The 18,938-nt window shown below is 41.4% G+C and carries 10 protein-coding genes; all 10 read right to left on the bottom strand.

Annotation, left to right across the window (positions count from 1 at the left end):
* Window positions 1-102 precede the first annotated feature (102 nt).
* The 10 genes from Q0093_RS07575 to Q0093_RS07530 all read right to left on the bottom strand — a co-directional run bounded on the left by Q0093_RS07575 (window position 103) and on the right by Q0093_RS07530 (window position 18,788).
* The gene (locus Q0093_RS07575; protein WP_297929422.1) at window positions 103-1,101 is read right to left on the bottom strand and encodes a family 43 glycosylhydrolase; all 999 of its coding nucleotides are present in this window, start codon (window positions 1,099-1,101) and stop codon (window positions 103-105) included.
* An 85-nt stretch (window positions 1,102-1,186) separates the two neighbouring features.
* Complete coding sequence (locus Q0093_RS07570) at window positions 1,187-3,700, bottom strand: glycoside hydrolase family 3 protein (RefSeq protein ID WP_297929517.1); 2,514 nt, start codon at window positions 3,698-3,700, stop codon at window positions 1,187-1,189.
* Window positions 3,701-3,766: 66 nt separating this feature from the next.
* On the bottom strand, window positions 3,767-5,188 hold the full coding sequence (locus Q0093_RS07565) for a glycoside hydrolase family 30 protein (protein ID WP_297929420.1): 1,422 nt from the start codon (window positions 5,186-5,188) through the stop codon (window positions 3,767-3,769).
* 10 nt (window positions 5,189-5,198) lie between these two features.
* Window positions 5,199-6,617, bottom strand: coding sequence for a glycoside hydrolase family 30 beta sandwich domain-containing protein (locus tag Q0093_RS07560; protein ID WP_294178604.1), 1,419 nt, complete (start codon window positions 6,615-6,617; stop codon window positions 5,199-5,201).
* Window positions 6,618-6,648: 31 nt separating this feature from the next.
* Window positions 6,649-8,901 carry a GH92 family glycosyl hydrolase gene (locus Q0093_RS07555; RefSeq protein ID WP_297929418.1) on the bottom strand — a complete coding sequence of 751 codons (2,253 nt, stop codon included), beginning with the start codon at window positions 8,899-8,901 and terminating at the stop codon, window positions 6,649-6,651.
* 131 nt (window positions 8,902-9,032) lie between these two features.
* Entirely contained in the window at window positions 9,033-9,995 is a 963-nt protein-coding gene (locus Q0093_RS07550) for a DUF4361 domain-containing protein (RefSeq protein ID WP_297929416.1), read from the bottom strand.
* Window positions 9,996-10,027: 32 nt separating this feature from the next.
* Window positions 10,028-12,052 (bottom strand): RagB/SusD family nutrient uptake outer membrane protein, encoded by a 2,025-nt coding sequence (locus Q0093_RS07545; protein ID WP_297929414.1) that lies wholly within the window; start codon window positions 12,050-12,052, stop codon window positions 10,028-10,030.
* 30 nt (window positions 12,053-12,082) lie between these two features.
* Complete coding sequence (locus tag Q0093_RS07540; protein ID WP_297929412.1) at window positions 12,083-15,202, bottom strand: TonB-dependent receptor; 3,120 nt, start codon at window positions 15,200-15,202, stop codon at window positions 12,083-12,085.
* Window positions 15,203-15,236: 34 nt separating this feature from the next.
* A complete protein-coding gene (locus tag Q0093_RS07535) occupies window positions 15,237-16,568 on the bottom strand; it encodes an IPT/TIG domain-containing protein (protein WP_297929409.1) in 1,332 nt (443 codons plus the stop codon).
* Between the two features lie 60 nt (window positions 16,569-16,628).
* Window positions 16,629-18,788 carry a hypothetical protein gene (locus Q0093_RS07530; protein ID WP_297929407.1) on the bottom strand — a complete coding sequence of 720 codons (2,160 nt, stop codon included), beginning with the start codon at window positions 18,786-18,788 and terminating at the stop codon, window positions 16,629-16,631.
* Window positions 18,789-18,938 lie beyond the last annotated feature (150 nt).

Genomic DNA, 18,938 nt, shown 5'->3' with positions numbered 1-18,938 from the left:
GACTCTGATGAAAATACCGGATATATCCTATTTAGGAAAATATCCGGTATTTGAAAATGATAGTGAGTGTAATTTTTGTTATTTTATTCGTATTGAATCTTATTATTTTTTAGGAGTACCTTTGGTTTGTCTTACTAATTGGATGGTTCCATCGGGATTGTAATATAGTTTGTCTACGCAAATAGAACGTAATTCGTGTTTTCCACCGGAAAGATCGCTGTTATGATAAAAGAGAAACCATTCGCCTTTGTATTCTACGATAGATCCGTGACTTGTACCTGAACCTGTTGCTTCCAGAATTACACCTTGGTAGGTCCATGGCCCTAATGGATTTGTACTGGTAGCATAAACCAGCCGGTTTCCTTCAGGATGGGGAACATTGTCGGAATACATCAGATAATAAATTCCGTTTCTTTTATGTACCCAGGCTCCTTCATGGAAATCTTTCAAACCTTCCATGCTACGCGGTTTTTCCGCCAGTTCCATCATATTGTCTTTCATTTTGGCACCGATAATTCTTCCGCAACCGCCGTGATAAAGATACGCTTGTCCGTCATCGTCAACAAATACACACGGGTCGATCATTCCGCAAGCATCATCGATACCTTTTATATATCCCTGTACTTTGAAGTCCTTTGCCGGATACTTGCTTGTCGCGATTCCGACTTTCCAGGAACAGTGCACATCTGAACTGCTCGGGTGGGGGAAATAGAAGTAATATGTACCATCCTTATATGCACAGTCGGGAGCCCACATAAAACCACCTTCGGGACGTCCCCAAGGAACTTGACTCGAATTCAGTATCTCTCCGTGATCTTTCCAGTTTACCATATCATCGGTAGAAAAGACGTGGTAACGATCCATCAGGTCACATCCGCGAGGAGGATCTACATCGTGAGAGGGGTAAACGTATAAGCGTCCGTCTTTCCATACATGGGCCGACGGGTCTGCTGTGAACATGTGTGTAATAAAGGGATTCGGACCTAAAGTCACCGGTGTTCCCTTTTTCTTCTTTTTAGCATTTGCTCCAGAAACAGTGGAAACCGATGTTCCTACTATCGCTGTTATAAGTAATGATATGAATAACAGTTTTTTTCTCATGATAATTGTGTTTTAGTTTGTATTATACAGTGCTTCGGTCTATCGTTATCAGGTATGTGTGCACCTGATAACGATAAAGTAACATTTACAGAGCAAAAGTTTGTTGTAAATTAATTTTCTGAGAAGAACTTCCTACTTGGAAAATATAACTGCCGGAAGGCGTTACAAACTTTCTCGTTTTTTCATCCCAATAGCGAAGATCTTTTTTCGGGATTGAGATAGATATATTTTTAGTCTGTCCTTTTTTGACATGAACCCTTTTAAAACCTTTCAATTGCTTGATCGGCATGTATGTTCCGGTCTCGGGATATTGCACATATACTTGAGCGACTTCGTCCCCATCGTATTTACCGGTATTCGAGATTGAGAACTGCACGTTGATCGTGTCCTGTTTTGATGCAATATTCAGTTTTCTGTAATTAAATTTGGTATAGCTGAGTCCATATCCGAATTCATATAGCGGTTTACCGGTAAAGTATTGATAAGTGCGGCCTTTTTTGATGGCGTAGTCATCGAATGGAGGCAATTCGTCCATCGAATTATAGAAAGTCAACGGCAAGCGTCCGCCCGGGTTATATTTCCCGAACAAGGCTTCGGCAACGGCTGTTCCTCCTTGTTCTCCGGGATACCAAGCATCGATAATTGCAGGAATATTTTCATCTATCCAGTTGATTGCGATAGAGCTTCCGGCAACCAGTACGACTACTGTCTTGGGGTTTATCCTATATATTTCCCGGATAAATTCTTGTTGATCAGCCGGTAATTCGAGCGTATATCGATCTTGACCTTCTCGTTCGATAGATTTATCTATACCCAATACGGCCACAGTGACGTCACACTCTTTAGCTGCTTTGCCCGCTTCGCCAAACATATCTATACGGTCACGGCTATCGAGGTCGGGAGCTTTCCAATAAAGACGGGCAAAACAATCGCCTCCGCCGTCGAAATATTCAACTTTGATTTTATATCTTTTTCCGGCTTCGAGGTTTACCAACACCTTATCATCTGTGGCAGGACGATCTACCCAAGAATCGATCAGTTTTTTGTCATCTAAATATAGACGGCAGCCGTCATCGGTTTTTAGAGTAAGCAGGTATTCCCCTGAAACGGTCGGGAGCAGATCCCCTGTCCATCTTGCCGACATCGGAGCTTTCGGAAGAAACGGATCTGGCGGTCTGTTTACCGGGTCATAGTATAACTCTTCTTCAGTGCGGACAGCCGGAGTTCCTTCCAGATTTTTATTATTGAAATATTCGGCTTTTAATCCGTTCGGGAAGAAACTTTTATTAATAGGTTCATAACCTGTCGCACTGGATACCCATGGCGCATGTACCACTTTCACCTGATCTCCTACCAGTCTTTTTATTCCTTCGAGTACCGTTACAGACTCGTTAACCGGCGTTCCGCTATAATCACCGAATTCGCAACGATCGGCATTGATCCCTACCACGGCGATCGATTTGATTTTTTTCGGATTGATCGGTAAGAAGTTATTTTCGTTTTTCAGCAACACGAGACTCTGTCGAGCTGTTTCGAGAGCTAATTCTTGATGCTCTTTACATCCGACTTTTTCGGGGCTTATCTTGTTGTAAGGGTTTTGTTCCGGATCATCGAATAGTCCGAGTAGCATACGTCCTCGAAGCAAATGATAAGCAATGGAGTCGATGTCGGCATCACTTACTCGATAGTTATAATATGCATTCAATAACGGCTGTGTATATACATTATCGGCACACTCCATATCCGATCCGGCTTTAGCCATCAGTACAGCAGCCGTTTCATAATCTTTTACGTATTTGTGATGAGTGACCATCCATGCAGGAGCACTGCAGTCAGTTACTATATAACCTTGAAATCCCCAGTCTTGACGGAGGACTTTTTTCATCAGGTAGGTATTTACCGTGCAAGGGATTCCGTTGACAGCATTATAGGCAGTCATAATCGATTGAGCTTTACCTTCTACGATACATTTCTCAAATGAGGGAAGATAATATTCCCGCAAGTCACGTTCCGACACTATGGCGTTACAGCGTGATCTATTATGCTCTTCGTTATTTACCGCAAAATGTTTGGGTGTTGCTACGGCTTTCAGATATTTGGGGTGATTTCCTTGCAGCCCTTTTACGAAAGCGCATCCGAGAGTTCCTGTTAAATGGGGATCTTCTCCATAAGTTTCAGGTGTACGTCCCCAGCGGGGATCGCGAGCCATATTTACCGTAGGAGACCAGAACGAGAGCAGGTCGCTCGAACCGTCGAGTTGTTTTTTTCCTAATCCTAATGCATTCCATTTTCCTCGAGCTTCATCAGAGATGGCAGTCGATATTTTGTATATCAGTTCAGGATTCCATGAGGCTGCCATACCGATTGCTTGAGGGAATACGGTAAATTTTCCGGGACGAACGATTCCATGCAACGCTTCATTGCCATGATAATATTTGTCTATCTCTAATCGAGGAATTCCTGGAGCATTGTGTATCATTAACGATACTTTCTCTTCGACTGTCATTCTGGAAAGGAGATCCATAACTCTGTCATGAATAGGAGCATCCATGTCCTTGTATAACGGTTGTTCGTTTTGGGCATGAAGTGTTAAAGCCATGAATAGACCGACTCCAGACAGTGCTTTTCGCATTAAATTCATTTTTTTTGTCATAAGCAGGTGGGATTATAGATTTAATGTATTGAAAGATTTCGGGCTTACTTTTAGATTGAGATATTTCCCTTTGAGTGAGAGAGAAATGTTCTTTTCCTGATTGTCTCGGTTTACGATTAATACCGTGATTTTTCCGTCAGGATTTTCAAAAGCGAGAATATTTTCTTGATTGTCCGGAGTTTGCAATCGATAAGCTCCGGGAACGATATAATGACACAAATGCTTCATCAAATAGAATTCAGGATGATAGATGACATCTCCGTTCTCGGTATTGATAGTAATCAGCGAGTTTTGTTTCCATCCCCACGGGCTTATTCCGTTTTGGTCGAGTATCATGTTCCAGTAGGTAAATACCCGAGCTCCGTTTCTTAAATAATGACTGATTTGCCACCACGTATGTTCTGCTGCGCCCCAGTCATTCGATCCGTTACCGCATTCGGCCTCGGTATGCATCATTTTCAGATGTGGATATTCTTTGTGTATAGTCGGTATTGCTCCTTTTCCGTCCCATTGAAATCCTACTCCTTTGATATATTTCGATGCAATAGGATCATCGAGAGCTGTTTTGGTGTATTGAGGGTTGTCCCGGTTGATCGTTCCGAAAAAGATTTCGGTTTGAATGTTTTCTTTTTCGAATTTCGGACCTAAGAACTTACCGATGAAGTATGCCATATCTTCAGGACGCCAAGTACAACTGGCGTATTTTTGGGTAGAACAGGGCTCATTTTGAATATTAATAGCTTCAATTTTGATACCTTCTTTCTCATAAGCTTGAACGAATTTGGTGAAATAGAGAGCGTAGGCATCTAAATATCCCGGTTGCATCTTAAATCCGGTGGTAGGCAGTTCTAGTGCTCTTTTTTGCGGTAATCCGTTATGATTGACGGGGCTGTTATCATATTCGCTGGCATAGTGATTATTAGTTTTCATCCATGCCGGCGGACACCAAGGTGATGCCCAAATTTTCAGTCCCGGATGTATTTTTTGAGCTTCTTTAATATAACGCATCAATATATGCCTGTCTCTGTCGATACTGAAATTAATCATATCGAAGTCGTCGGCAACATCGTTGAGTGAGTAGAAATTCATGGCGAAATCGCTTGCTCCTATCGGCATTCTGCAGTAGGTATAGTTGGATTCTTGCGGGCTGAACAAATTATAAAGAATTTCATTCTTTTTTTCTTCGGGAAGAGTACATAGAGCATCCCATCCGAGCTCATTGAATGTCCCCCCCAAGCCATCTATATATTGTGCTTTTTCATTTGATATGCGGATGATTTCTCCTGTTTGTTCCGGAGTATCCGACCATTTTATTCCCTTTCCGTTTTTCCAATAATTATCTTGAGTAGAGTATTTCCATTCAACTTTTTGAGCAGAAATTCCGGCACAGAAAATGACCGATAAAAATGCTGTGGATATTGATTTAATGTTCATAATCGTTTTTTTAGAGTTTTATAGATAAAGTATTGAAAGATTTCGGTTTGAGACTTAGATTCAATACGTTCCCGTTGATTGAAACCGTCATATTTTTGATTTTGTCTTCTTTATTGGCAACGAGAATTATTGTTTTTCCTTCTTTATTTCTGAAAGCTAATAAGTTTTCATCCTGCCCCAATGTTTTCAGTTTGTGATCTCCGGGTTTTACATAATGGCTGAGATGTTTCATAACATAAAATTCAGGAGTGTAATTGATCTGTTTCGTTTTGGAATCGATAACGATCATCGCATTCTGACTCCATCCCCAAGTACTCGTCCCTTTATCCTGTAAGACCATATTCCAGTACATATAGGCATTTGCTCCGCCACCGATATATTTTCTGATCAAATCGAATGTATGTTCTGCCGCACCCCAGTCGAAAGTTCCGCCTCCGGCTTCGTTTTCGGTTTGCATCAATCTTATTTTCGGATATTTTCTGTGAATTTCAGCAATAATATCTTTACCTTCCCACTGTAATCCGATACCTTTAATATATTTTCTGGCTTTAGGATCGTTCATTATGTGGTTCACGTCTTCCATACGGTTACAGTTGAGTGTGCCGAGCCATAATTCTACATTTGGGAGTTCTTTTTTAAATAACGGACCTAAATGATTAGCTATGAAATTCCGCATTGCTTCGGGAGTCCACAGACAATTCGGCCATTGTTGACGGGAATAAGGCTCGTTTTGGAATTGTAACATCGATACATTTATTCCTTCTTTGCGATAAGCCTTGATATATTTCGACAGGTAAAGAGCATGAGCATCGAGGTATTTCTTTTCTTGAATAAAGTGATCGTCTGCCGCTACTTGGTTTTCGTCTTTGAGGTCATTATGATCACCCGGCTTGGTCGCATAGTGACGGGTTGTTTTCATCCAAGTAGGTGGACTCCAAGGGCAAGCCCATAATTTCATGTCCGGGTTTATCGCTAATGCTGATTTTAAATAGGGGATAAGAGCTTCTTTATCTCGTTCTATACTGAAATTTTTCATTTTGAAATCGCCTTCCGTATCATTCAGGCTATACCAGTTTCGGGAGAAATCATTTCCACCTATGGGTGTCCGGCAGTAAGTAAAACATACTCCTTCAGTAGGGTGGAATAGAGAGTTCAGTACCTCCTGTTTCTTTTGAGGATCGAGAAGATTAAGTGCATCCCAACCCAATTCGTTGAAACACCCTCCGAAACCATCGATTACCTGTTCTTTGTAGGGGGTGATCAGAACATCATATTTAACCTGATTTTGGGCTTTGGAAATGGTTACATTATGTTCGTTCTGCCATCGGTCGGTATTTGTTGTGTATTTCCATTCGATTTGTTGCGCAGAACAGAAATGTGCAATGCTGATACAGCATAAAATCGGGATGAATTTTTTTCCTGTTTTCATAAATATATATTATATAATGTATTTGGGTAATTTAATCTTGCGGATAGGGGTGCGCCGATGGAGGAACGTTGTTCATATCACTACCCCAATCGGTATTACGTTTGTTTCCCATTATAAATTCAAGTTTTCCTCCGTCTTTTATATCATCGTGAGAAAACCAAGGTTTTTCCCATTCTTTGCCGTTCAGTTTTGCAGACTGTATATATTTATTTTCTTCGGAGCAGTGCTTTCCGATGATTCGGAATGTTTTTCCGTTGCTTAATTTTATTTTTATTTCATTGAAGAACGGGCTTCCGATATTATAGGATGGAGATCCCGGAGTAACCGGATAAAAGCCCATCATAGAAAAAACCACGAAAGAGGAAAGTCCGCCTCCGTCTTCGTCTCCGGGAACACCCATCACATCGTTTCTGAACCATTGATGTACGAGGTCTCTGATTCTTTTTTGTGTTTTCCATGGTTTACCTACATAATTATATAAGTAAGGAATGTGTAGAGAAGGTTCATTTGCCATGGAAAATTGTCCGACATTCCCTGTTTGATCGGGTAATTGGGCGTAGAATTCATATTTATTGCGACCTAACCATTCGCTGAATGTTTGATCGAGATTTTCTGAGAATTTTTCGGCACCACCCATTAAATTCACCAAATCTCCAATATTATGTTGTACATCCCAGCGATATGTCCATCCGTTGTTTTCTGCATAATAATCTCGTGCACCTATACCTCCTGAAAAACGATAATCGAACGGTTCTATGAAGTTCCCGTTTTTATCTTTCGGATGAAAGAACGACGTTTGAGGATTAAAAACATTGCGGTAATTATAAGAACATTTCAGATAATATTCCGATTCATCTTTTTTATTTAAGGCCGCGGCTATTCGCGACAAGCACCATTGGTCGTAAGCCGTTCCCAAAGTGACGGGGATCGGTTGGCGTTTCTCAAAACCGTTTACTTCGGGGACTGTTTCTTTTTCTCCCGGGGCTAAAGCCGGGATATATCCGTTTTCTTTGTAAAAACGGTCGAGCCATCCGGCATCTCCCGAAGACCATGGCGCAAGAGTCTTTTCCTCTATTCCTTTACGGGTGTATTCGTAAGCTTTTTTCAGATCGAAGTTCCGGAGACCTTTTTCCCATGCATCGGCAATCGTTGCAACACCGTGGTTGCAGTTCATCCTGCGTGAATCTCCGGTTATCGCCGGGAATGTCGGGAACCACTGTTTTTCCGATAACTCTGCAGCTCGGATAAATGAAACGAGAATATCGTTTTCGACATCTGCATCGATCAATGTACGCAGCGGATGCGTTGCCCGGTAGGTATCCCATAACCAATCGTCCGTATAGTAGGCATGGCCATCGTCCTTGTGTACTTTCCGGTCGGATGCACAGTAATAGTAACCGTCTTCACTGATATTTACCGGACGTTCATAACAACGGTACAAAGAGGTGTAAAAAACGGTTTTATCATTTTCAGTTCCACCTTTTACTTCGATTTTCCCTAGAGCTTCGTTCCATATTTTGCGTCCGTTGTTTTTTGCCTTGTCGAAATTGAAATCGGGTATTTCATTTTGTAAGTTTTTCTTTGCTTGTTCTATACTGATAAACGAAATTCCGTATTTGGCATTTATTTGTTTTTGACCGTCAAAACAAAAAACGGCACAAGAATTGTCTCCGGAGGTTTTGGTTTGTGCAGTGTTTATTTTTTTATCTTTCAATATCCCTGATTTTGAAGGTATAATATCAGTTTCGAGATAGATATATACTCGGGTATTTCCCCATGTATTTTGGTATCCCTTGATTGAGTTTCCATCGATTTCCATTTCTCCGTTTCCGGAATTTAGAATAAGATATCCCGGTTTATTTTGAGTATATGTCAATCGATAGATCGCAGCCCTGTATGTAGGGGTAAATTCGGCTTTTATCTGTTGGTTGTCGATATCCGATTTGTAATAATAAGGCATAATCTGTTCATTGTCATAATCTGTTCTGATAACGGGAGACAGTTGAGACTCATTCCCTTGAAATGCAGATAAATTAAAACAACAGTTTTCCCGGTGATTGACTACGATTATCGGAAGTCCGTGAATATGGCTTTCTGTATGGTCTCCTCGTTGAGGATATATGCGCAGCATTCCGTTCGGCAGATGTACGGTAGGATAGGTCGGTTTCAGCAAATGGCTGATGTTGCCTATATAAGGGTTCACATAATCGACAGGAGACTTTTTTGCATATATGCTATATGAAAAAAAGAAAATAAATAAGATCGGTAGGAAAATGTTTCTCATACGTATCGGTATTTTTTGTGTGTTTCGTTTCGTAAAGATACTTCCGAAAAGGTTGTTTTTTATATAAAAAATGAGTCTAAAAATAGCATTTTAGACTCATTTTGCTCTTAAATTGAAGTGTCATGCATTATTTATAACGATCGTACACCCTTTTCTTCCATGGTGATCCAGCAATCTTCGGTCCATGTATTGTTATTATTACTTTCATCCGTTACCGTAACATTAGTGTCGAAGTATTTGTAGTGCAGATAGAATATCTGTCTACCTTTTTTATCTATTTCATAGTAATTATCTTCGGCTCCGCCGATCATTTCCACTTGCAGACTTCCGCAGGGAGTTATGGTAATGGATTTGTCGTCATTGATTGTAAGATACATGCCGTATTTATCGATATCCTCTTTAGTCACTTTACCCGGTGTATAAGTATGAGTCCCGACAAATACCCGTACTCGGTTTTTATTGATCGGAGCTACGACTCGGGTTACGTTCGAACCGTTGGCTTTGTCTCCGATGGTGGTATGCTTGATCTCGGTACCCGCTGTTTGATAGTGGGTCGTCGATTCCATAGTCGCATACTCGTTTTTAAGTACGACTTGATATAGAACCTGTTGTTTGTCCGGATTGATCTCATAGTTCGAGGTGCTTTTTATCCGGAGCGGAATCATATAGATCGAATCGGGACTCAGACCTTCGGGATTGACAAAAATAGGTACTAAGGCATAGTTATCTTCGCTGTTTGCTTTCAGTACGGTTTGGTAAGTCGGGATATTATATCTGTCGGATTTCAGTTCTTTGGCGAATTTCGATTCTTCGATATCGAAGTTTATTTTGTTGTATTGGGCAAGGACTTGGTCATCCGGTTCCAACTCTATCGTAACATCTTGTGTGACATGTTCAGTGCCCCCGCAGCAAACACTTATATATCCGGTACTTTCTTTCCCGAATTCATGTACGGACTGAAAAGCCTTATTATCATCGCTCAAAAGATAGATGACTTTTTTATATAATTCGCCTTCGAACTGTTCGTCTTCGTTACATCCGGTTATTCCGGTCAGGGTTAGAAGAAGTAGTCCTATATTTAATATTTTTTTCATAATAAACTGTATTGTTTTTGTTATTTATGTCATTACCATCCCGGATTTTGGTCCAATAAACGGGATTTCAATATCTCATTCCGTTCTATCGGTAAGAATACGGTTTTCTTATCGACAACCCGGTTCCTGTAATCGGAGTGGGTCATAATCGTGCGGGTATAGTAGCCATCGTTGAGACCGGCATTAACATTCATTCCGCTTATGGGCACATTTTCTTCTTCTTCATAAGTACCCCACCGACGTACATCGTAGAAACGACGTCCTTCGCACAAGAATTCGATAAAACGTTCTCTCTTTATCTGCTCATCCATTGCATCTTCCGAAGTGTATTGTTCCGGTTTCAAAGCGGGAAGTCCCGAGCGGAAACGTACTTGGTTGAATGCAAATAACATGTCTTCCAGATTCGAATTTCTGGAGAGTGTGTAGGTTTGTCCGCTGGGCAGAGTTACCGTATGCGAACTTTGTAAATGATTGATTGCTTCGGCATAAGAAAGCAAAATTTCTGCATACCGGATAATCGGGAACACCTTATTTACCCGTGTCGCACCGTTTCCGTTATACCAGTTATCTTCCGGATGGATATACTTTTTCAGCACATATCCGGTTATACATGTATTTTGCTCTTGTTGTGAAGAACCGGCCGTTTGAGGCCCTGCATTTCCTCCGTTGTAATAATATACGGTTTGGTTTCTGACATCGGTATTTGTGCAAGAGGTGGCCGGCCAATAGCAGCCGTTGAATCCTACGCAAGCATAAAACCGCATTTCCCGGTTTACATACATATTGTATGTTCCTCTTAGTAAGCGGTATCCGGAGAAATATTTTAAGACCCGGGAGTTCCCGGTTTCGCTGTATTCACCGGTGGCTCGTGCTTCCTCTATCGTTTTCCCGTCTTGCATCAGGTAGGCATCGATCACTTTTTGGGTCAGACACATTGCATTGTATCCTCCCATGTAGATGGGGAATGATTGGCGAGTATATTCCCGTATTTTATCCGAATATTTACCCCAAATCAATTCTTTGTTTTGTACCGGATAGGTAGTTCCGTTGAACATGTTGGTATATGATTTCAACGGATCGATATTTCCTGCTCCATAAGGAAAATCGGCATTCGATACATTTTCGGGTAGTTCCGGAGTGACTTCTGTTGCGTCTCCTCCAGGTTTAGAATAAACGCGTTCTGCTGTATGAAGTGTGTAACGGCCCATATCCATTACCCGTTTGGCTGCTGCGGCAGCTAACGCCCATTTCCGTTCATCGTAGGTTTGTGATACATAATAAACTCCATCGGATTTACGTTTCCAGTTTCCGAAATAGCGGTATGCTGCCGATCCTCCGTTGAATGCAGGGCTGGCTGCATGCAGTCGCACCCGGGCGATCAGGGCGTATGCCGCACCTTTGGTCGGACGACCGAAATTTAAAATCGGGGCATCTGCGGGGATATTTTGGGCAGCTAATTCGAATTCGGAACAGATATAATCGACCGTTTCATCGAATGTGCTGCGTTGCCGTTCGTAGTACGATGCGTCTTGATTGTTGTCGAAAACCAAATCTCCGACAATCACTGCCGGTCCGTAATTCATCAGGATGAAATAGTAGGCATATCCTCTGAGGAAATGGGTATATCCGATCAATTCTGCCCGTTGCAATGGGGTAATGTCTTTACATTCTCCGATACGGGCAAGAATCATATTGGCTTTCCGAATCACTTTGTAAGCCGGATCCCATGAATTCATACTACATAGATTTGACGGACTTACTTCTCCTAAAGTCAGGGCTTTTCCGTGAAATAGATCCTGTTTCATAAGTGTGAAGATTTCATCGGAAGCTGTTACTCCGGGAGTTACATCATCTCCGAAGATGGCGCTTTCATCGGGAAGTTCTCCGGCTGCTCCCCAGAGATATTTTTCCAAATTTTTTCGAGATGCGAATACCGAGTCGTATTTTAAGGTATCGTCGAAGTAGTGATCGACATCGAGGAAATCGTCACATGAGCTGATTATGCCGATAATCGGTAATGCTACGATAAGCCAGACTATCTTTTTTATATTGTTCATAATTGTCGAAATTTTTTCGTAATGTTTTTGTTAGAAGTTTACATACATCTGGAATGCGTACTGAGTAGGAATCGGGTAGGCGCCACCGTTATGATCGGCTTGTTCCGGATCCCATAATTTCTCCGGTCCCCATACGCAGAGATTCGATATGACAAATTGCAGGTCTAAGGATCTTACGCCTAACGTTTTCAGAATTTTTCCGGCGGTCAGATTATAGTTTAAGTTGATTTCCTGCAATCTCAAATAACGAGAATTGCCTTTCCAGAAAGTAGAGAACTGCGTGTTGTTTGCGCTTTTCCCGTAACTTAATCTCGGGAATCTGGCATTCGGATTTTCCGTAGAGGGATCACCTGAATAGGAAGCCGGAGTCCAACGGTTTTTCTGGTCGGCAACGATTTTCAGTACGTTACCGGTAGCTCCATTATAGAACGGAATATAGCCTTCACCGTTTTTTCCTTTATCCCAATATCCGTTGTCGTCTACATAGTAGTAATCGGTATTTCCGGTTCCTTTGAACAAGATTCCTAATGTAAATTGTTTGTAACGGAATTCACCTCCGAAACCATACATCAGACGCGGATAGTTCGGATAAGATAAAGGTACTTTATCATCTTCATCGATTACCCCGTCACCGTTTACATCTTTGTATTTGATGTCTCCCGCCATATATTCACCGAATGTCTGTTTCGGGCTTTGTGCCACATCCTGTTCGTCTCGGAAAAGACCTAAAGCGATATATCCTCGGAAAGCGTTGTTGACATATCCCGTGTAGTTTTGGTATTCATATGGTTGGAATGCCTGTTCCCAGTTTTCCACTTTGTTGGCGGAATAGGTGAAATTACCGCGGAGCGTAAGAGTCATGTCTTTGCCGAAATCTTGGGTGAACGAGATGTTTCCGTCCGAACCGTAACTTTTCATTTTTCCTACGTTTCCGAAAGGCATTTGAGTCAGCCCCACATAACTCGGAATTTGAGAACGTCTTTGGTAAATTCCATCGCGTTTATCCTGGAAGAAATCGACAACGAATTGTAGCTTTTCGTTGAATAAACGTCCTTCGATACCTAAGTCGGCTTTTTTGGCTTTTTCCCATCTTAAATTGTTGGCACCGACCCGTTCTTCTGTAATATATCCGCTACTGCTTCCCCAACCTCCTCCGTCACCATCGACCATGAGAGTCAAATAGGGAAAACGTTCATCGGTTAATCGGTCGTTACCTACCGTACCGTAAGATGCCCGGATTTTCAAGAAATTCAGCCAAGGCAATCCCCGTTGCATAAATTCATATTGAGTGGGAATCCAACCTACGGCAACCGAAGGGAAGAATCCGAACCGATGTCCGGATTGGAAGTTTTCAGATCCGGTATATCCGAAGTTTACGTCCATGAAGTAGGTATCCCGAAATCCGTAAGTAATACGTCCGGATAATCCTTGGTAGCGTATAGGTATGGCATACATGCTTCGTAATGTTTCTGCCTTAGCGTCTATGTCTTTATTCATTCGTTGTTCGCTGCTCATGTAATAGTAAAGCAATGCGGATAGTCGGTGTTCTTTGGCAACTGTGGTTTCGTAAGTGGCCGTTGTTTCGAAATGTACTTTATAGAATTGTTCATCTTCATGGGTATATTTGGCCGGTTCTGATTCTACACGTTTGATGATACCGAGTTCTCCGGTATATTTACGAGTTTGGGCATAGTACATTTCGGGACGGATCGACCGGATCTCTTTCAGGTTCGTTTCGGTGTCATAAGCACCTTGCGCCCGGATTTTCAATCCTTTCAGGAGCATGGAGAGATCCTGTTTCAATTCCAATGTCGCTTTTCCCCGGTAATGGCGGATATTGGTCATACCTGTTTTGTTTAACATCACGTATGGAGAATATGCATTATCGACGCCATAAGCCGGCAGATGTCCTGTCGAATAGATTGTCGGAATGGTAATCGGAGTCAAATTGCGTTGAGTCGCCCAAAGCGCATCCGTATCATTGTTCCCCGGTTCCGATTTGGTGGAGATAAATCCGTCGGCACCGAAATAGAGAGCCGTACTTTTCGTAAGATTTATATCCAGATTCGAACGGTAATTTACCGTGCGGTATCCCACTTTTGCCGAATATTTAGAGTTCTTGTCCTGTTTATAGGCTGCCGATTCATTGGACATACCCATACTTAAATAATAACGGGCCAGGCTACCTCCGCCTCGGGCATTGATGAAGTAGGTCTGTTGTAAAGCATTCTTGTGTAAAAGTTCGTCTTGCCAGTTTACATCAGGATAAAGATCCGGGTCGAGTTGGTATTTGATCAAATCCATTTCTATATCCGAGTATAGGGGTCTGTCACCTCGTACAACTCGAGCTTCATTTGCCAATTTGGCATATTCGTATGAATTCAGGTATTCGGGCATGTTTGTCAAATGCGAAACGGTCAGATTGATACGTCCGGTGATTTGCAACCGATCGGCAGTACCTCTTTTGGTGGTTATCAATACGACACCGTTTGCACCTCTTACTCCATAAACGGCTGTTGCCGAAGCATCTTTCAAGACCGAGAAACTTTCGATATCGGCAGGGTCCACTTCACTCAAATCGCCTTCTAATCCGTCGATCAAAACGAGTGCGCTACTATTTGCTCCAAACGTTCCGATACCCCGGATCCAGAATTCCGAAATATTCTTCCCCGGTTCTCCGCTTCGTTGTACCGAAATGATACCCGGAATACGACCGCCTAACATATTGGCGAGGTTTGTAGCCGGAGTTTGGAGCTCTTTTACATTGACATTGGTCACGGCACCTACTACGCTTATTTTCCGTTGAGTTCCCATACCGACAACAACCGCCTCTTCAATCTGGTGATCTGATGGAGTCAGTTTGATTCTCAGATCGCTTTTAGGTCTGGTAATAGCGGTTTCCGAAGGAGCATAACCTAAAAACGAAACGACTAGAATATCGTTTTTTTGGACTTTTAACGAGAACTTTCCGTCAACATCTGTGGCGGTTCCCATACCTGCCCTATCCTTGGCGTACACACTGGCTCCGGGAACCGGTGTGTCGGTTTCATCCACTACCGTACCCGATACCGTAAATGTTTTAGCGGCTTGCTGTGCAAATGCGGTGATCTGACAGCACGCTAATAAGATTATAAATATGATTTTTTTCATTATGGTAGATTTTAATTATTCGATGCAATTAAGGTTATTCGATGGCCAGACGGCGGATACATTGGTTCTCATAATCTCCGATATAAATAATTCCCTCTTTATTGATACAAACTCCGTGAGGACGGTTGAATAGGGCTACATCCGGGTCACCATCCTGATATCCGGCTACACCGGCTTGTCCGATTACGGTACTGACCTGTCCTTGAGGCGTCACTTTTCGGATTACATGGTTTTCCGTATCGGCGATGTAAAGATTGTCATCTTCATCGAGAATCAATTGGCGGGGTTGATTGAACATGGCGTATGAACCGATACCATCGAGATATCCCGAATTATTTACGATACCGGCGAACAGTTCATGCTTTTTGGTAAGTACGTCATAAGTATATATGCAATGACTGTTGGTATATGCCAAATAAAGTTTTGAAGGATTCTTCTGACTGAATGCCATATAAGCGTCACTTTCTGACATTAATCCGGTTGCAACTTGCATTGTCAATCCTGTTTTCGGATCGAATTTGTAAAGGACACCATTTTGTTTAGCACGAGTGTACATATAGCCATCGACCGTACACATGGCAAATGAATGTTTAAAATTGATATTGACTTGTTCTCCTGTGGCAGGTTTTAAAGCTTGTTTTATCGGACTCCATAAATTTTCAGAAGACATAACCCAATAATCTAAATTACTATCTGTCGGGATATATACTGTATTTCCGTCATCCAACATACATGGTTGATTCAACGGAGCGCCTGTATTCGGAATTAACAGACGACTGGCATCTTCATCTTCATTTACCAGAATAACTTTATTATTGTCGTAATAACTGTTCCTGTTACGAAGACAAGCAATAATATTGTTGTCCTTATCGATAGCCAGGTAAGTTACCGGAGGCATAGTCGTTTGGGCAAGGTTGCCGGTTACTACATCGTCCGGAGCATCTTTAATTCCGCAGACGGTTGTTACTACGGTCTGTATTTGGTAGATAAAGTGTTCAGGATATTCGACTTCTTGGTCTCCGATTTTAACTTTGATCTTACAGTCGATAATCTGATTTTCGTCACCTTCACCCGGTTTTCTCGGACAGATGGCATAGATCTTGTTTCCGATAGACGATATGACGGCTGCTGGTTTGTCATTGATGAAAACTTTGATGTTTTTAGCATCTGAACCGAAATTATCCCCGTTTAAAATAAGTTTGGTCGCCACGCCTCCATTGGTCGGATAGAAATTGGTTAAAGTTACCGGTTTATTGGGATCGTGTGTCGCAGATTTCTCTTTGTCGTCTTTGCAAGAAGCAAAAACAAGCATTAACAATACAGCCCATAGACTGCTTGTCAGTTTGAAACTTCTGAGTTTTTTCATGATGAAATTAATTTATGTATAAATTTTTATTAACGCATGTAATGTTGATTTTCTTAATTGTTAGTTTTTAGGTTGTGTGTTTTGTTTTTTGAATAGATGGTACAATTTTGCCTGATTATTAGGTAATGAGTATTCTAGCATTCCTTCGGAGATAGTTATCGGATCGGAAGACCAACACTCAAAACTCTTGCCTGTATCTATGTTATCCGGATCGATATTTAATTTTTTCAAGTCGAGAGTTCCGCTTTTTTCTCCTTCATTATAATTGAAATAAGCGATATAGTAAGAGTCTTCTGTTTCTAAATAAAACAGATCTACGGCTTTATTATCCCCAAAGACTTTGTGTCCGTATGCAGGACGGAAAGACTTTCCGAGTCTTATGACATCGTTGACTTTTTCGTATGTGGCGTATTTTTTTGCTTTGGCTTGAGATGTTGCCGAGCCTATATAAGTTCCTTCCGTACTCAAATTATCTCCTAACATGCAATAGCCGGTAACAGCTCCGGTTGTCATTCTCGACATATTTTCTGCATCGCTACGGTCTCCCATTACCAAATGGTCGGGATCATTAAAACAATATACCCGGTTAAGCCACCATCCGAAAGAAAGGCTGTTCATCATGTAGTTGGTATGCCACATTTCTCCCCAAGCATCGCAACTGATACGTCGGGCATGAGCATAATTAGCAGGGAAAAGAGGTGCGATAGATTCGACGATAAACATATCGTCTCCGCAGCGTTCTCTCAGATACTTCATCCCAAAATTGTATGCTTGTACACCGGTTGTAATATCATCTCTATAATAGCTGTCTGCCTCTATGATTCCATTAGTCATAAAGTCCAGTTTTAAATATTTGAATCCGGCAGCTTTAAATTTGTCGATAAAGAAATTAATACGGGACAGGGTTGATGGGGCGGTCGGATCCATACATCCGGCACCGCAAAGTTTTTTGGTTTTTCCATTTACTTTGAGATGTGTTTGGCTATAGAAATAACCGTTATTGCCTTCGAGGGCACGATCATTTTCCGGAAACCAGTCGCAGAATGGAGTCCAATAAATACCCGGAACTTGCCCGTTTGCTTTACAATAATCGGCAAATTGTTTCAATTGATCCCAGTTCAGATTGTCCCAAAAAGAGTCCAGTCCTACAAAAACGAGTCCATCTTCTCCAAAATGACCTTTCCCTTGAATATTTTCTTTAATGAAGTCTGATACAGAAATAACACCGTCGAAATTGATATTTCTTTCCATACCGCCCCAGCTATTCCATCCGAAAGGTGTCGGATTATTCCATTCTCTTTTTGGAGCGATAAGAGCATTGACGTCTCCGAATGTTTCCATACCGGTGCGCCAGTCATCGAAAAGACCTACTAACATTCGGGCCGATTTTATTTTCGTTCCTTTTACAGCTCCGTGAGGCTGCAACCAGTTATCATCGGTTGCATCTCGTGTAATACTGTGTGTCGCTCCGCTGTAACATTCAAGTTTGTTTATATAAGCTTGAGATAGGGGGCTACCTGTCATTCGTATGGCAGATTTCCATGTATCATGTTCTACAGACCCTATAACCAGACCTTCTTGTGTTTCTCCGTTAAATATTGATGTCACTTCGAAAGAAATCGTATCCCTGGCGTACCTTCCCACTCCTAAAGATGTAGGATCTATTCCTCTGGATAACGGAAGCGACCCGTAAGTAATGAAACCATCGTTATCGAAAGGAACGAATAAAAAACGATTATTGGCATCTTGTGGTAAAAAACGATTTTGTGTTTCTGTATATATCGGTGCGATGTAATTGCTTTCTATTTTCGAAGTTCCTGAAGATAATAGAAATACATCGGTTAAAAAGTAGTCTTTATCCGGATATAGATAGAAACATTGTTGTATCGTCGGATAGGTTGAATTTTCTGTATTCTTATATTCTATAATAAATCTTTTGCATTCGCCTGCTGCATCGGAATAATTCTCTTCACTGAATTTTATATCGGAATATGATGTGCTTTCTATAATTGAAGCATTATGTTTAAACTTGACGGATACATCTTGCAGTATAGTTGTTCCATCTTTCACAAATTCACTTTTTCGGGTCTCATCATTAAATCGGATGGTCCATTTCCCGTTTGTCATGTCTTTTGTTGCAGAATATACCGTAATTGCTGTAGATAAAAAACAAATACAGTAAATCGATACTGTTTTTATAAAAAAGTTGACGTTTTTCATTATTATATTTTATTAGAAATTTCTTAAGGTACGAATATCTTGTATTGAATGCAGATATGAAAACTAAGTAAATACAGAAAAATTGGGGTTAGATTCAGGTATTTCGAAAAATAGAAGTCCCTTTCGCTGTCTAAAAAAACGTTCGTTTAA

The organism is uncultured Coprobacter sp., from assembly GCF_947855755.1.
Lineage (GTDB): Bacteria > Bacteroidota > Bacteroidia > Bacteroidales > Coprobacteraceae > Coprobacter.
This window is presented reverse-complemented; position numbering and strand designations above follow the sequence as displayed.

Excerpts from the sequence above, each read along its gene's own strand:
- Q0093_RS07575 (WP_297929422.1), bottom strand. The coding sequence starts at position 1,101 with ATGAGAAAAAAACTGTTATTCATATCATTACTTATAACAGCGATAGTA.
- Q0093_RS07570 (WP_297929517.1), bottom strand. The coding sequence starts at position 3,700 with ATGGCTTTAACACTTCATGCCCAAAACGAACAACCGTTATACAAGGAC.
- Q0093_RS07565 (WP_297929420.1), bottom strand. The coding sequence starts at position 5,188 with ATGAACATTAAATCAATATCCACAGCATTTTTATCGGTCATTTTCTGT.
- Q0093_RS07560 (WP_294178604.1), bottom strand. The coding sequence starts at position 6,617 with ATGAAAACAGGAAAAAAATTCATCCCGATTTTATGCTGTATCAGCATT.
- Q0093_RS07555 (WP_297929418.1), bottom strand. The coding sequence starts at position 8,901 with ATGAGAAACATTTTCCTACCGATCTTATTTATTTTCTTTTTTTCATAT.
- Q0093_RS07550 (WP_297929416.1), bottom strand. The coding sequence starts at position 9,995 with ATGAAAAAAATATTAAATATAGGACTACTTCTTCTAACCCTGACCGGA.
- Q0093_RS07545 (WP_297929414.1), bottom strand. The coding sequence starts at position 12,052 with ATGAACAATATAAAAAAGATAGTCTGGCTTATCGTAGCATTACCGATT.
- Q0093_RS07540 (WP_297929412.1), bottom strand. The coding sequence starts at position 15,202 with ATGAAAAAAATCATATTTATAATCTTATTAGCGTGCTGTCAGATCACC.
- Q0093_RS07535 (WP_297929409.1), bottom strand. The coding sequence starts at position 16,568 with ATGAAAAAACTCAGAAGTTTCAAACTGACAAGCAGTCTATGGGCTGTA.
- Q0093_RS07530 (WP_297929407.1), bottom strand. The coding sequence starts at position 18,788 with ATGAAAAACGTCAACTTTTTTATAAAAACAGTATCGATTTACTGTATT.